This window comes from Streptomyces sp. NPDC055243 (assembly GCF_044544025.1).
Taxonomy (GTDB): Bacteria; Actinomycetota; Actinomycetes; order Streptomycetales; family Streptomycetaceae; genus Streptomyces.
The window spans coordinates 86,998-100,702 of record NZ_JBITWR010000011.1 but is presented as its reverse complement, the minus strand read 5'-3'; the positions used below and the strand labels follow the sequence as shown (position 1 = coordinate 100,702).

Annotated in this window: 15 protein-coding genes; 6 read left to right on the top strand and 9 right to left on the bottom strand. The window is 69.5% G+C overall.

The window, feature by feature from the left end:
• Positions 1-251 precede the first annotated feature (251 nt).
• Positions 252-1,103 (top strand): MaoC/PaaZ C-terminal domain-containing protein, encoded by an 852-nt coding sequence (locus ACIGXX_RS29335; RefSeq protein WP_366462526.1) that lies wholly within the window; start codon positions 252-254, stop codon positions 1,101-1,103.
• Positions 1,104-1,129: 26 nt separating this feature from the next.
• On the opposite strand, the gene ACIGXX_RS29330 is transcribed toward ACIGXX_RS29335, so the two are convergent.
• Entirely contained in the window at positions 1,130-1,741 is a 612-nt protein-coding gene (locus tag ACIGXX_RS29330; protein WP_361473829.1) for a TetR/AcrR family transcriptional regulator, read from the bottom strand.
• Positions 1,742-2,132: 391 nt separating this feature from the next.
• Between ACIGXX_RS29330 and ACIGXX_RS29325 the strand changes: the two genes are divergently transcribed.
• From ACIGXX_RS29325 to ACIGXX_RS29310, 4 genes are all read left to right on the top strand, one after another.
• Complete coding sequence (locus ACIGXX_RS29325; RefSeq protein ID WP_351173992.1) at positions 2,133-2,648, top strand: toxin-antitoxin system HicB family antitoxin; 516 nt, start codon at positions 2,133-2,135, stop codon at positions 2,646-2,648.
• A gap of 143 nt (positions 2,649-2,791) precedes the next feature.
• Positions 2,792-3,637: a DUF4097 family beta strand repeat-containing protein gene (locus ACIGXX_RS29320; RefSeq protein ID WP_399980110.1), complete on the top strand. Its 846-nt coding sequence runs from the start codon at positions 2,792-2,794 to the stop codon at positions 3,635-3,637.
• Between the two features lie 126 nt (positions 3,638-3,763).
• The gene (locus tag ACIGXX_RS29315; protein ID WP_399980107.1) at positions 3,764-4,768 is read left to right on the top strand and encodes an ATP-binding cassette domain-containing protein; all 1,005 of its coding nucleotides are present in this window, start codon (positions 3,764-3,766) and stop codon (positions 4,766-4,768) included.
• A complete protein-coding gene (locus ACIGXX_RS29310; RefSeq protein ID WP_399980104.1) occupies positions 4,765-5,556 on the top strand; it encodes an ABC transporter permease in 792 nt (263 codons plus the stop codon). The genes ACIGXX_RS29315 and ACIGXX_RS29310 overlap by 4 nt, the downstream gene beginning before the upstream one ends.
• A 235-nt stretch (positions 5,557-5,791) precedes the next feature.
• Here the strand turns inward: ACIGXX_RS29310 and ACIGXX_RS29305 are convergent, their stop codons facing one another.
• The 5 genes from ACIGXX_RS29305 to ACIGXX_RS29285 all read right to left on the bottom strand — a co-directional run bounded on the left by ACIGXX_RS29305 (position 5,792) and on the right by ACIGXX_RS29285 (position 10,296).
• Entirely contained in the window at positions 5,792-7,153 is a 1,362-nt protein-coding gene (locus ACIGXX_RS29305; protein ID WP_383820412.1) for a dicarboxylate/amino acid:cation symporter, read from the bottom strand.
• A gap of 381 nt (positions 7,154-7,534) precedes the next feature.
• Positions 7,535-7,825, bottom strand: a complete 291-nt coding sequence (locus tag ACIGXX_RS29300; RefSeq protein WP_351174130.1) for a DUF4229 domain-containing protein — start codon at positions 7,823-7,825, stop codon at positions 7,535-7,537.
• Positions 7,826-7,930: 105 nt separating this feature from the next.
• The gene (locus ACIGXX_RS29295) at positions 7,931-8,455 is read right to left on the bottom strand and encodes a GNAT family N-acetyltransferase (RefSeq protein WP_361470925.1); all 525 of its coding nucleotides are present in this window, start codon (positions 8,453-8,455) and stop codon (positions 7,931-7,933) included.
• A gap of 161 nt (positions 8,456-8,616) precedes the next feature.
• A complete protein-coding gene (gene mqnE / locus ACIGXX_RS29290; protein WP_351174124.1) occupies positions 8,617-9,780 on the bottom strand; it encodes an aminofutalosine synthase MqnE in 1,164 nt (387 codons plus the stop codon).
• 60 nt (positions 9,781-9,840) lie between these two features.
• Entirely contained in the window at positions 9,841-10,296 is a 456-nt protein-coding gene (locus ACIGXX_RS29285) for an Lrp/AsnC family transcriptional regulator (protein ID WP_351174121.1), read from the bottom strand.
• A gap of 133 nt (positions 10,297-10,429) precedes the next feature.
• On the opposite strand from ACIGXX_RS29285, the gene ACIGXX_RS29280 reads away from it, so the two are divergent.
• Positions 10,430-10,558: a hypothetical protein gene (locus ACIGXX_RS29280; RefSeq protein ID WP_351174145.1), complete on the top strand. Its 129-nt coding sequence runs from the start codon at positions 10,430-10,432 to the stop codon at positions 10,556-10,558.
• Here ACIGXX_RS29280 and ACIGXX_RS29275 read toward each other — a convergent pair.
• Genes ACIGXX_RS29275 through ACIGXX_RS29265 form a run of 3 tightly spaced genes read right to left on the bottom strand, consistent with a single transcriptional unit; the run spans position 10,555 to position 13,628 of the window.
• A complete protein-coding gene (locus ACIGXX_RS29275) occupies positions 10,555-11,199 on the bottom strand; it encodes a UbiX family flavin prenyltransferase (protein ID WP_383820419.1) in 645 nt (214 codons plus the stop codon). The genes ACIGXX_RS29280 and ACIGXX_RS29275 overlap by 4 nt on opposite strands.
• A 45-nt stretch (positions 11,200-11,244) precedes the next feature.
• Positions 11,245-12,168 (bottom strand): menaquinone biosynthesis prenyltransferase MqnP, encoded by a 924-nt coding sequence (gene mqnP / locus ACIGXX_RS29270; protein ID WP_351174115.1) that lies wholly within the window; start codon positions 12,166-12,168, stop codon positions 11,245-11,247.
• A gap of 2 nt (positions 12,169-12,170) precedes the next feature.
• Complete coding sequence (locus ACIGXX_RS29265; protein ID WP_361470920.1) at positions 12,171-13,628, bottom strand: menaquinone biosynthesis decarboxylase; 1,458 nt, start codon at positions 13,626-13,628, stop codon at positions 12,171-12,173.
• Between the last annotated feature and the right edge of the window lie 77 nt (positions 13,629-13,705).

Sequence of the window (13,705 nt, the reverse complement as noted above, 5' to 3'; positions counted from 1 at the left end):
AGTCGGCAGCGCTCGGGAGGGGACGTGCCGGTATGTCCGCCCGGAGCACGGCTCCCATCGCTCCGGTGCCGCAGCACCCTCGCGGCCACCGGACGATAGCGAGGACGGACATACCGGCGCGGCACCGCACCCACAAGCGGACCAGACCCGCAGCCCGCCCCACGGCCCGCACACGGCAACGCGACGCAAGGGAACGCGCCGGTAAGCCCACCCGGAGCGCGGGCCCCGCACCCACCCCCGAAAGGACCCCCATGCTCGCCCCCCTGCTCCTCCGCGGCGCGATACTCTCGCCCCTCAAGCGGCGGCCCCGCCCCGACGCCCCGCTCCCCGGCGCCCGCCCCACCCTCACCGACGTGCGCCCCAGCTCAGCGCACCTCGACGCCTACTCCCGCCTCTGCGGCTACCGCACAACCCCGCGCACCCTCCCCCTCACCTACCCCCACGTCCTCAGCTTCCCCCTGGCCATGCGCCTCATGACCACCCGCGCCTTCCCGCTCCCCCTCCTCGGCCTCGTCCACACGTCCATCGAGATCACCCGGCACCGCGCCCTGACAGCCGCCGACAGCCTCGAACTCTCCGTACACGCGGCCCACTTGAGCCCTCATCGCCGCGGCACCGAAGCCACCCTCGTCACGGAGGCCCGCGTCGACGGCACCACCGTATGGACCTCGAGCAGCACCTACCTGGCCCGTCACCGCACCGCCGACGCACAGCCCGGCCCGCCCCCGCGCGAAGTCGCCCCGCTCCCCGCCCGCGCCGAGTGGCAGCTCCCCCCGGACCTCGGCCGCCGTTACGGCGCCGTCTCAGGTGACCGCAACCCCATCCACCTGTACCCCCTCACCGCACGCCTCCTCGGCTTCCCCCGAGCCATCGCCCACGGCATGTGGACCGTGGCCCGCTGCCTCGCGGAGTACGACACCCTGCACGGCACCCCCGAAGCCGCCCACGTCCACGCCGACTTCAAGGCACCCGTACTGCTCCCCGGCACCGTCACCTACGCCGCCGACGGTCACGCCTTCCAACTCCTCGACGCCGACGGCACCACGATCCACCTCAGCGGCACCCTTCACCAGGGCACCCCTCGCTCAGGCACTCCTCGCTAAGGCACCCTCCGCTAAGGCACCCTTCGCTAAGGCACCCACCGCCGCCCCTCCATCAGCTCCCCCAGCCCCGCCCACGCGAAGTTCATCAGCGTCGCCGCGGCCTCCTTCGCGGACACCGACGCGTCCCCGTTCGCCCAGCCGGCGAGCGACTCCGCCGCCCCCACCAACGCCTGCGCCAGCCCCGCCACTTCACGCTCCGCCAGCTCCGGCTTGCGGTGCGCCTCGCGTGCCGCCTCCGCGATCAGTGACGTCACGAACGCCACGATCTCCTCGCGCATCACGGCGACCTCGGCCGCGAACGGCTCCCCTTGCGTCCGCGCCTGGTTGTGCAGGACCACCCACGCGTCGGGCCGCTCCGCGGTATGCGTGAAGAAGGCCCGCAGGCCGGCCCACAGCTGCCGGTCGGCGGGGCCGCCCCCGCTCACCCCGTCCCGCACCGCCGCGACCAGCGCCGCGGCCTCCCGGCGGATGCACGCCGTGAACAGTTCTTCCTTGGAGTTCAGGTACAGGTACACCAGCGGCTTCGAGACCCCCGCGACCTCCGCGATCTCGTCCATCGAAGCCGCCCGGTACCCCCGCTGCCCGAAGATCCGCACGGCGGCGTCCAGCATCTGCTGCTCCCGCACGGCCCGCGGCATCCGCTTCTGCCGCTTCCCCGCCGCACCGCCCGACGCGCCACCCGCCGCACTGCCCGCCGCTCCGTCGACCGCCCCGGCCTTCACGTCGCCCACCCCGGCCGCCCGCCTTCCACACAACCTGTGCACAGAAAAGACCAGCGTACGGTCACCTCACCCCCCAGAGACCACCCCTCCCCAGCCCGCGACCCCCACCTGGCACTGGTTGGCACCACCTGGCGCCAACCAGTGCCACCCTCCACCCCAAATCGGCCCACCCGCACACATGGCGCCACACCGGCTCCAGCCAATCCGCTCCCATCACCGCAGGTCAGAGGGTCCACCCCCGACACCACGACCCCTAAGGCACCAACGACACTTGCGGATGGCGCCAACATGGTGCCATCATGGCGTCATGGACCTCACCCCGTATGTCGACAACCTCCGCCGCGAACTAGCGGTGGCCGCCGAAGCCGGCGGGGAAGACGCTCGCGAGCTGGCCGATCGCCTCACCGCTCCCCTGGAGTCGGCGACCCGGCTGACCATGCTCAACGTGCTCTCCGCCGCGATGGACGAGATCACCCGCGACCTCGCCCCAGGTTCCGTCGACGTACGGCTGCGCGGGCTCGACCCCGACTTCGTGGTGACGCTGCCGCCCACCGACCGCGGCCCCGCGGAACCGGCCGTACCCACCGAACCGCTCAAGTCGCAGGCGCCCGCCGACAGCGACGAGGGCGGCACCGCCCGCGTCAATCTGCGCCTGCCGGCCCACCTCAAGGCGCGCGCCGAGGAGGCCGCGAACCGCGAGGGCCTGTCGGTCAACGCCTGGCTGATCCGGGCCGTGTCGGCCGCGGTCGACAGCGGTGCCGCGCCGCGTACGCCGGAGAGGACCCAGTCCATCGGACAGAGCTTCACGGGCTGGGTGCGCTAACCACGCCCACGCCCGACGCCCACTCCCGGCGCCCACGCCCCGCACCCGCATCCCAACCTCACCCCACCGCGCCCCACCTCACCTCACCCACACCACGTCCCACCAGCGGGGACGCCCCACGGACTCACGAGGACGGTACAGCCATGCCTTCTTTCGACACTCCCGAGCCGATCTCGGCCACCGCCCACGTGGACGCCGGGTCCATCCGGTTCTCCGCGGGCGACCGCCTCGACACGGTCGTGGACGTACAGCCCCGCGACCCGAAGACGGACCAGGACGTGCGGGCCGCCGAGCAGACCGAGGTCACCTTCTCGGGCGGCAACCTGCACGTCAGGACGCCCAAGCAGCGCCACCTCTTCGGCCGCAGCGGCACCGTCGACGTGACGGTGGAACTGCCCACGGGCTCGCGCGTCGACGTGACCGGCTCCTGGGCCCAGGTCCTCGGTGAGGGCAGGCTCGGCGAGGTCCGCGTGAAGATCTCGACCGGCGACGTCCGCCTCGACACGACCGGGCCGCTCCATCTGACCGCCTCCCACGGCTCGATCACCGTCGACCGCGTCGAGGGCCAGGCCGAGATCACCACCAGCTCCGGCAGCCTGCGCGTCGGCACCGTCAACGGCCCCGCCGTCCTGAAGAATTCGCACGGCACCACGACCGTCGGCGCCGCCCTGGGCGACCTGCGGGTGAGCGGCTCCGCCGGCGACATCGACGTCACGCGCGCCGAGGCCTCGGTCGCCGCCACCACCGCCCACGGCACCCTGCGCGTCGCCGAAGTCGCCCGTGGTGTCGTCCAGTTGGAGACCTCGTACGGCGCCATCGAGGTCGGCATCCGCGAGGGCACCGCCGCCTGGCTCGACGGCAGCTCCGACCACGGACAGGTGCGCAACTCGCTCACCGCGTCCGACGCCCCGGGCAAGACCGAGGACACCGTCGAGGTCCGCGCCCGGACGCGCTACGGCAACGTCGACGTCCGCCGCGCCAAGGCCTGAGCGCCACCCCTCGAACTCGCCCGCGCAGGCCCGGAGCCCCGGCCCCCACCCCTCAGGCCCAAGTCCCCAGGCCCAGTCCCCAGCCCCAAGTCCCCAGCCCCTTCAGCCTCCGATTGGGAGGGCTCCATGCCTTCTTCTGTCATGTCCACGACCGCTCACAGCGGCGACGGCCCCCAGTCGCCCACCGCCGTCTCCAGCCTCGGTCTGCGCAAGTCGTACGGCGACAAGACCGTCCTCGACGGCATCGACCTGCACATCCCGGCAGGCACCGTCTTCGCGCTGCTCGGCCCGAACGGCGCCGGCAAGACCACCGCCGTCAAGATCCTCTCCACCCTCATCAGCGCCGACGGCGGACAGGCCCAGGTCGCCGGCCACGACCTCAGCACCCACCCGCAGGCGGTACGTGCCGCGATCGGCGTGACCGGTCAGTTCTCCGCCGTCGACGGCCTGATCACCGGCGAGGAGAACATGCTCCTCATGGCCGACCTGCACCACCTCCCCCGCGCCGAAGGGCGCCGGGTGGCAGCCGAGCTGCTGGAGCGCTTCGACCTCACCGAGGCCGCGAAGAAACCCGCCTCCACCTACTCCGGCGGCATGAAGCGCCGCCTGGACATCGCCATGACCCTGGTCGGCAACCCACGCATCATCTTCCTCGACGAACCCACCACCGGCCTCGACCCGCGATCGCGCCACAACATGTGGGGCATCATCCGCGAACTCGTCGCCGACGGCGTCACCGTCTTCCTCACCACCCAATACCTCGAAGAAGCCGACGAACTCGCCGACCGCATCGCCGTCCTCAACGACGGCAAGATCGCCGCCGAAGGCACGGCAGAGGAACTGAAGCGCCTGATCCCCGGCGGCCACGTCCGCCTCCGCTTCACCGACCCGACCGCGTACCAAGCCGCCGCATCCGCCCTGCGGGAGGCCACCCGCGACGACGAGTCCCTCTCGCTCCAGCTCCCCAGCGACGGCACCCAGCGCGAGCTCCGCTCCATCCTCGACTGGCTCGACTCGGAGGGCATCGAGGCCGACGAGCTGACCGTGCACACCCCCGACCTCGACGACGTCTTCTTCGCCCTCACCGGCCCGGCCAACGTCCCCAACCAGCTCAAGGAGAACCTGCGATGAGCGCCCTCTCCCTCGCCGTACGCGACTCGAACACGATGCTGCGCCGCAACATCCTGCACGCCCGGCGCTACCCGTCCATGACGCTGAACCTGCTGCTCACGCCGATCATGATGCTGCTGCTCTTCGTCTACATCTTCGGCGACGTGATGAGCACGGGCATCGGCGGCGGCGGGGCCGACCGCTCCGACTACATCGCCTATCTCGTCCCCGGCATCCTGCTGATGACCATCGGCGGCACCACCGTCGGCACCGCCGTCTCCGTCTCCATGGACATGACCGAGGGCATCATCGCCCGCTTCCGCACCATGTCCATCCACCGTGGCTCCGTGCTCATCGGGCACGTCGTCGGCAGCGTGCTGCAGTCGGTCATGAGCGTGATCCTCGTGGGCGCCGTCGGCGCGGCCATCGGCTTCCGGTCCACGGACGCCACCCTCCTGGAGTGGCTGGCGGCCTTCGGACTGCTCGTCCTCTTCGCCACGGCGTTCACCTGGATCGCGGTCGGCATGGGCCTGGTCAGCCCGAACGCCGAGGCCGCCAGCAACAACGCCATGCCGATGATCCTGCTGCCACTCCTGTCCAGCGCGTTCATCCCGGTCGACTCGATGCCGGGCTGGTTCCAGCCGATCGCCGAGTACCAGCCCTTCACCCCTGCCATCGAGACCCTGCGCGGCCTGCTGCTCGGCAGCGAGATCGGCAACAGCGGCTGGCTCACGATCGCCTGGTGCGTGGCGCTCTCCGCACTCGGCTACTTCTGGTCGAAGTCGGTCTTCGACCGCGACCCGAGGTAACCGGCCGGACCCCACGCACACCCGCACCCGCACCCACACCCACACAGCGGTACGTCGATTCGATGAGCGGCCCCGAGCAGACCCGTCCCCGCCGCCGGGCAGCCCAGGCCCCCCCCCGGACGGCGATCCCGCCCTCCTGGCCCGCCTCTTCTCCTACGTCACGACGACAAAAAAACGTGCCCCGCACCCGGAACCAATCCGGGTGCGGGGCACGCTCGCTACGAGCGGGGGGACGTCAGGCGGTGGCAGGCACCGGCTGCCGCTCGTCGGCGGGCTCGTCGAACGCGTCGAGCGGCGAGGCCGACGCGTTCTCGTAGGCCTCACGGTCGAGGATCTTCTCGCGGGCGGCGACGATCACCGGGATCGCGGCCTGACCGGCCACGTTCGTGGCGGTGCGCATCATGTCCAGGACCGGGTCGATGGCGAGCAGCAGGCCCACGCCCTCCATCGGCAGGCCCAGCGTCGACAGGGTCAGGGTCAGCATGACCGTGGCGCCCGTCAGACCGGCCGTCGCGGCCGAGCCGACCACCGAGACGAAGGCGATGAGCAGGTACTCCTTGATGCCCATCTGCACGTCGAAGATCTGCGCGACGAAGATCGCGGCGATCGCCGGGTAGATCGCGGCGCAGCCGTCCATCTTCGTGGTGGCGCCGAACGGCACCGCGAAGGACGTGTACTCCTTCGGCACACCGAGACGCTCGGTGACCTTCTGGGTGACCGGCATCGTGCCGACCGAGGAGCGCGAGACGAAGGCCAGCTGGATCGCGGGCCAGGCGCCCTTGAAGAACTGGAGCGGGTTGACCTTGGCGACCGTGGAGAGCAGCAGCGGGTAGACGCCGAACATCACCAGGGCGCAACCGACGTAGATGTCGGCGGTGAACGTCGCGTACTTGCTGATCAGGTCCCAGCCGTAGTCGGCGATGGCGAAGCCGATGAGGCCGATGGTGCCGATAGGCGAGAGCTTGATGACCCACCACAGGGCCTTCTGGAGGAGAGCGAGGACGGACTCGCTCAGCTCCAGGATCGGCTGCGCCTTCTCACCGATCTTCAGTACGGCGACACCGGCGACGGCGGCCATGAAGACGATCTGCAGGACGTTGAGCTCGGTGAACGGCGTGATGACGTCCGTCGGGATGATCCCGGTGAGGAAGTCGATCCAGGAGCCCGCGTGGTCCGGCTTGGCGCCGTCCTTCGGGGTGAGGCCGGTGCCGGCGCCCGGGTTGGTGATGAGCCCGATCGCGAGGCCGATGACGACCGCGATCAGCGACGTGATCATGAACCAGACCAGCGTCTGCGTGGCGAGCCGCGCGGCGTTGTTGACCTTACGCAGGTTGGTGATCGACACCAGGATGGCGAAGAAGACGAGCGGGGCGACCGCGAGCTTCAGGAGCCCGATGAAGGTGCTTCCCACCTTGTCCAGGGTGGTGACCAGCCAGGACACGTCCTGGCTGCGGGCCAGCCAGCCGAGCAGGACGCCGAGGACCAGGCCGCCGAGGATCTGCGCCCAGAAGGGCACCTTGAGGAACTTCGGTATCCCGGAGCCGGACTTCGGCTGCTCGGCCGTGGCGACCGGGGATTGGGGGGACTTCGCGGACACGGACACACTCCGGGTAATGGCAAAGGGACGTGAGGGAGCGGCGACCGCGAGAGGTCAGAGGGAACGGCCGTAACGGCGCCGCCGCAGTGCGGATGTCACTTGGTGCTTGTCGCTCGCGTTGTTCAACGACGGCAACGACAGGCCGCGGACATGCAGCGGCAGAGATCGACATGCAGGCGCGCCACGAGCGGAACGCTCATGGCGATGCGGTGCGCGGCTGCTGTCTTCATGTCGAACACGTTAACACTTGAACTTTGAGAACATCAAAGGTCTTGTTTGAGGTAGACGAGGCCGATCGGAGGCGGGAGCCCCCCGGGACGCAAGAAACCCCGGCCCGGAGCGGCTGCTCCAGTACCGGGGTTGAGGCTTCTGTGACGAAGCTTACGACTTCGCGCGGGCCGCCTCGTCGGCGAGGTCCTCCTGGGTGCGGTTCGCCTCCAGGTTGGCCTTGGTCCGCTCGACGCGCTCCACGACCTGGACCGACGCGCGGTCGCGCTCCTTGCGCAGCACCACGAAGCTGATGGGCGCGGAGATGACGAGCGCGAGCAGCAGCACCCAGAGGAGGTTGGAGTCCCCGAGGCCCTTCGGCAGGACTCCGGCGTAGACAAGTCCCCAGACCGCGAAAAAGCAGCCCACGAAGACCCCGAGGCGCATCAGCGTGTAGCGGAGCATGTCAATCCACTCTTCCGTTCCGAAATGGGCCCGAGTAGGACGAGCCCCTCCAGTGAAGCACGGGAGGGGTCGCGTCCGGCAAGGGGGTGAGCCCTGCGGGAACCGTCAGCCGAGCGGCAGCAGCATGGTGATGTCGTCGCGGTCGTCGCCGGGGGCGACGCGGATCGCGCCGGGCACCCGCCCGACCTCCTTGTATCCGCAGGACTCGTAGAACCGGTCGACTCCCGTGCCGCCGCGGCAGGTCAGCCGGATCGCCTCGATCCCGTCGAGTCCGCGGGCGGCGTCCGCCGCGGCGGCCATCAGGTCGCGCCCGTATCCCTTGCCCTGATGCTTGGGGTGCACCATCACCACGTACAGCCAGATCCAGTGCGTCATCAGGCGGTGCGAGTTGTACGCGAGGAAGGCGGTCGCGGCGACGGCGCCGTCCTCGTCGTACCCGACCAGCAGCCGGGTGTGCCCCTCGCTCAGCTGCGCCAGGCGCTTGAGCCACTCGGGACGTATGTCCTCGACCGTCACGGGCGGTACGAAGCCGACGGCCCCGCCGGCGTTGGACACGTCGGCCCAGAGGGCGAGGACGCCGTCGCGGAGGGCGGGGTCGATCTCCGGGTCCAGCCGGAAGGTAAGCGTCATAGGGCGAGATTAACCATTACAGACAGCGGAGCTCAACCGTGTTCCGCATGCCGGACAACGTGACGAGCCCCGGCCGAAGAGGCCGGGGCTCGCTCACCACTCGTACGCGACGTGCGTCAGAGCCGTCAGATCTGTCAGATCCGTCAGAGCCGTCAGAGCCGTCAGAGCCGCATCGCCTGCGGCGTCTCCCGGAGCGACAGGTCGGGACCGTCGTACTCACGGATCGACTCGTAGCGCGTGTTCCGCTCGATGGGGCGGAAGCCCGCCTCGCGGATGAGGTCGAGCAGGTCGTCCCGCGTCAGCTTGTTCGGCGTGCCGAAGTCGTCCGCGTCGTGCGTGATCTTGTACTCGACGACCGAGCCGTCCATGTCGTCCGCGCCGTGCTGGAGCGCGAGCTGCGTGGTCTGGAGGCCGTGCATGACCCAGAAGACCTTGACGTGCGGGACGTTGTCGAAGAGGAGCCGCGAGACCGCGAAGGTCTTCAGGGCCTCCGCGCCCGACGCCATGGTGGTCCGCGCCTGGAGGCGGTTGCGGATCTTGCCGTCCTTCATGTCCACGAAGTCGTGCTGGTACCGCAGCGGGATGAAGACCTGGAAACCGCCGGTCTCGTCCTGGAGTTCGCGCAGGCGCAGCACGTGGTCGACCCGGTGACGGGGCTCCTCGATGTGGCCGTACAGCATCGTGCACGGGGTCTTGAGACCCTTCTCGTGCGCGAGCCGGTGGATGCGCGACCAGTCCTCCCAGTGGGTGCGGTGGTCGACGATGTGCTGGCGGACCTCCCAGTCGAAGATCTCCGCGCCGCCGCCGGTCAGCGACTCCAGGCCCGCCTCGATCAGCTCGTCCAGGATGTCGGAGGCCGACATCCCCGAGATCGTCTCGAAGTGGTGGATCTCCGTGGCCGTGAAGGCCTTCAGGGACACGTTCGGGAGCGCCTTCTTGAGCTCGCTCAGCGAACGCGGGTAGTACCGCCACGGCAGGTTCGGGTGCAGGCCGTTGACGATGTGCAGCTCGGTGAGGTTCTCGCCCTCCATCGCCTTGGCGAGGCGGACGGCCTCCTCGATGCGCATCGTGTACGCGTCCTTCTCGCCCGGCTTGCGCTGGAAGGAGCAGTAGGCGCACGAGGCGGTGCACACGTTCGTCATGTTGAGGTGACGGTTGACGTTGAAGTGCACGACGTCGCCGTTCTTGCGCGTGCGCACCTCGTGGGCGAGACCGCCGAGCCAGGCGAGATCGTCCGATGCGTAGAGGGCGATCCCGTCCTCGCGGGACAGCCGCTCACCGGCCCGGACCTTCTCCTCGAGCTCGCGCTTGAGCCCAGCGTCCATACCCCGGCCGCCTCTCCGTGTCTACATGTCTGCGTAAATCAGGCCTCGCCCACGGTACGCCTACGCTTCTTCCGGCAGCTCCCCGACCCGGTTCTCCCACTTCGTGGAGAGCACGATCGTCGTACGCGTCCTGGAGACGCCCTTCGTGCCGCTCAGCCTGCGGATCGTCTTCTCCAGGCCGTCCACGTCACTGGCCCGGACCTTGAGCATGTACGAGTCGTCGCCCGCGATGAACCAGCAGTCCTCGATCTCGTGCAGGTCCTTCAGGCGCCGTGCCACGTCCTCGTGGTCGGCGGCGTCCGAGAGGGAGATGCCGATGAGGGCGATGACGCCGAGACCGAGCGACGCGGAGTCGACGGTCGCGCGGTAGCCGGTGATGACGCCCGCCGCTTCGAGGCGGTTGATCCGGTCCGTGACGCTCGGTCCCGAGAGGCCGACGAGACGGCCAAGTTCGGCGTACGAGGCCCTGCCGTTCTCGCGAAGAGCCTGGATGAGCTGCCTGTCCACGGCGTCCATAGGTGCGATGCCTTTCATTATTCAGCGATACCGCGAGTCTATGTGTAGAATCTAAGGCGCAACAGGGTCTAGCCCCTGTGAATCTTTCTCAATCTCAGCAATTCAATGACGAATCTTCAGGAGTGAGTCACCCGTGTACTCGATCGAGATGGCCTACGCCCGGATGCGCGAGCTGCAGGACCTGGCCAACCGCTCGCGTGCCCACCAGACCGCCGCGCCCAAGGCCGAGCGCCCCACGAAGCGCGCCGCCAAGAAGCGCTAGCCCCCCGAAGGGGCAGAGCCTCCACCGAGCTCTCCCTTCCAACGGCGGTACAGCTGATGCGGCACCCCTGCCGCGTCGAGCGTCCGCCCGGCGACGAAGTCCACCAGATCCTGGATGTGCGTCGCCCCCGCGTAGAACGCCGGAGAGGCGGGCAGCACGACTGCGCCCGCCTCGTCCAGCGTCACCAAGTGCTTCAGCGTCTGTCCGTTCAGCGGTGTCTCGCGTACGCAGACGATCAGCCGGCGGCCTTCCTTGAGCGTCACGCTCGCCGACCGCTGCAACAGGTCCTTCGAGAGCCCCAGCGCCACCCCGGCCACGCACGCCGTGGACGCGGGCACGATCAGCATCCCCTTGGTCGCGTACGACCCCGACGAGGGCCCGGCCGCCAGATCTCCGGCCGCCCAGTAGCGCACGCCGTCGACCGGCACCTCGAAGGTGTCCGGCTTCCCGTCGGCACCGCGCCCGAGCCACTCCCGCAGGTCCTCCTGCCAGTGCGCGTCCCGGAAGGCGATGCCCGTCTCGTCGAGGATCGTCAGCCGCGAGGCCCGCGAGACCACCAGGTCCACGCTCTCCCCCGCCGCGAGCAGCGCCCGCAGCACGGCGGCGGCGTACGGGGTCCCCGAGGCCCCCGACACCCCCACGATCCAAGGCTTACGCTGCGTATCTCCTGGCTTCACGCTGTGAGCCTAGACGGTCAGGCCGCGCACCAGCAGATCGAGCAGCGCGCAGACGAAGAGCGCGATGCCGATGAAGCCGTTGACCTGGAAGAAGGCGCGGTTGAGGCGCGAGAGGTCATGGGGCTTGACGATGGAGTGCTCGTAGACGAACGCGCCGGCGACGACCGCGAGGCCGAGCCAGAGGAACACGCCCGCGCCGGTGTCGGCGGCGTACCAGACGAACAGCGCGGTGGTCACCAGGTGACAGCCGCGCGCGCCCCAGATGGCGTTGGAGATGCCGAACCGCGCGGGCACCGACATCACGCCGACCTCGCGGTCCGTCTCCACGTCCTGGCAGGCGTAGATCAGGTCGAAGCCGCCGATCCAGACGCCGACCGCGAGCCCGAGGATGACGGCCTGCCAGGACCACTCGCCGGTGATCGCGATCCAGGCGCCGACCGGACCCATGGCCTGGGCCAGGCCCAGGATCGCCTGCGGGAAGTTCGTGAACCGCTTGCCGTAGGGATAGACCACCATCGGGATCACCGCGATGGGCGCGAGGGCGAGGCAGAGCGGGTTGAGCAGGGCCGCGGCCCCCAGGAACACGACGAGCGCGATCAGCGCGCCGGTCCAGGCGGACTTCACCGAGACCGCGCCCGTGACGAGCTCGCGGTGGGCGGTCCTCGGGTTACGGGCGTCGATCTCCCGGTCGATGATGCGGTTGGCGGCCATGGCGAACGTGCGCAGGCCGACCATGCAGATGGTGACCAGGAGCAGCCGGCCCCAGTGGATGTTCCCGTCCAGCTGGAACATCGCGGTCAGCGCGGCGATGTACGCGAAGGGCAGCGCGAACACCGAGTGCTCGATCATGACCAGACGCAGGAACGCCTTGACCTTGCCCGGCGGCGCGGGCTCGGGCCCGAAGAGTTCCGGAGTCGCTGAATCAGCACTCATCTTTAGAGCCCGTACTCCTTCCAGCGGCGGTCGACCTTCGACGCCGTCTCCGGGTCGGACTCGACCATGTTCGGCCAGCCCCCGTCCCGGGTGTATCCCTCTTCGGGCAGCTTCTTCGTCGCGTCGATGCCCGCCTTGCCGCCCCAGAACTGCTGGTAGGAGGCGTGGTCGAGGTGGTCGACGGGACCTTCGGCCACCGTCAGGTCGCGCGCGTAGTCGGTGTTGCCGAGCGCGCGCCAGGACACTTCGTGCAGATCGTGGACGTCGCAATCCTTGTCCACGACCACGATCAGTTTGGTCAGCGACATCATGTGCGCGCCCCAGATGGCGTGCATGACCTTCTGCGCGTGCTTCGGGTACTTCTTGTCGATCGAGACGATCGCGCAGTTGTGGAAGCCGCCGGACTCCGGCAGGTGGTAGTCCACGATGTCCGGGACGATCACCTTGAGGAGGGGCAGGAAGAAGCGTTCGGTGGCGCGGCCGAGCGGCCCGTCCTCCGTCGGCGGCCTGCCCACCACGATCGACTGGAGCAGCGGACGCCTCCGCATCGTCACGCAGTCGATCTTCAGGGCGGGGAAGTCCTCCTGCGGCGTGTAGAAGCCGGTGTGGTCGCCGAAGGGGCCCTCCGGCAGCATCTCGCCCGGCTCCAGCCAGCCCTCGATGACGACCTCGGCGTGCGCGGGCACCTGGAGCGGGACCGTCTTGCAGTCGACCATCTCCACGCGCTTGCCCTGCACGAACCCGGCCAGCATGTACTCGTCCATGTCGCCGGGCAGCGGCGCGGTCGCGGCGTACGTCACGGCGGGCGGACAGCCGAAGGCGATCGCCACGGGGAGCTTCTCGCCCCTGCGGGCGGCCACCTGGTAGTGGTTGCGGCTGTCCTTGTGGATCTGCCAGTGCATGCCGATGGTGCGCTTGTCGTGGCGCTGGAGGCGGTACAGGCCGAGGTTGCGCACCCCGGTGTCCGGGTCCTTGGTGTGGGTCAGCCCCAGGTTGAAGAAGGAGCCGCCGTCCTCGGGCCAGGTGAAGAGCGCGGGCAGCTGCTCCAGGTCGACGTCGTCGCCGGTGAGCACGACCTCCTGCACGGGCGCGTTGTCGGACTTCACCTTCTTCGGCGGCACGTGCGTCATCGCGCCGAGCTTCCCGAAGGCCTCGCGCACGCCGACGAAGCCGTGCGGCAGCTCCGGCTTGAGGAGGCCGCCGATCTTCTCGCTGATCTCGCCGTACGACTTCAGGCCGAGCGCCTTCAGGAGGCGGCGGTCCGTGCCGTACACGTTCATCGCGAGGGGCATCGCCGAGCCCTTGACGTTCTCGAAGAGGAGCGCGGGGCCGCCGGACTTCTGCACCCGGTCGGTGATCTCGCCGACCTCCAGATACGGATCGACCTCGGCCTTGATGCGCTTGAGATCGCCCTCGCGCTCCAGTGCACGGAGCAGGGAGCGAAGATCGTCATAAGCCATGCGTTCCAGTATCGGGCACCGGCTACCCTGGCCCCGACAGCGGGGCCCGCACGCCGCCCCTCCTTCGTCGCTTGGGG

Excerpts from the sequence above, each read along its gene's own strand:
- ACIGXX_RS29335 (WP_366462526.1), top strand. The coding sequence starts at position 252 with ATGCTCGCCCCCCTGCTCCTCCGCGGCGCGATACTCTCGCCCCTCAAG.
- mqnP (WP_351174115.1), bottom strand. The coding sequence starts at position 12,168 with ATGAGTGCTGATTCAGCGACTCCGGAACTCTTCGGGCCCGAGCCCGCG.
- ACIGXX_RS29300 (WP_351174130.1), bottom strand. The coding sequence starts at position 7,825 with ATGCTCCGCTACACGCTGATGCGCCTCGGGGTCTTCGTGGGCTGCTTT.
- ACIGXX_RS29310 (WP_399980104.1), top strand. The coding sequence starts at position 4,765 with ATGAGCGCCCTCTCCCTCGCCGTACGCGACTCGAACACGATGCTGCGC.
- ACIGXX_RS29325 (WP_351173992.1), top strand. The coding sequence starts at position 2,133 with ATGGACCTCACCCCGTATGTCGACAACCTCCGCCGCGAACTAGCGGTG.
- ACIGXX_RS29265 (WP_361470920.1), bottom strand. The coding sequence starts at position 13,628 with ATGGCTTATGACGATCTTCGCTCCCTGCTCCGTGCACTGGAGCGCGAG.
- mqnE (WP_351174124.1), bottom strand. The coding sequence starts at position 9,780 with ATGGACGCTGGGCTCAAGCGCGAGCTCGAGGAGAAGGTCCGGGCCGGT.
- ACIGXX_RS29320 (WP_399980110.1), top strand. The coding sequence starts at position 2,792 with ATGCCTTCTTTCGACACTCCCGAGCCGATCTCGGCCACCGCCCACGTG.
- ACIGXX_RS29295 (WP_361470925.1), bottom strand. The coding sequence starts at position 8,455 with ATGACGCTTACCTTCCGGCTGGACCCGGAGATCGACCCCGCCCTCCGC.
- ACIGXX_RS29315 (WP_399980107.1), top strand. The coding sequence starts at position 3,764 with ATGCCTTCTTCTGTCATGTCCACGACCGCTCACAGCGGCGACGGCCCC.
- ACIGXX_RS29285 (WP_351174121.1), bottom strand. The coding sequence starts at position 10,296 with ATGGACGCCGTGGACAGGCAGCTCATCCAGGCTCTTCGCGAGAACGGC.
- ACIGXX_RS29330 (WP_361473829.1), bottom strand. The coding sequence starts at position 1,741 with ATGCCGCGGGCCGTGCGGGAGCAGCAGATGCTGGACGCCGCCGTGCGG.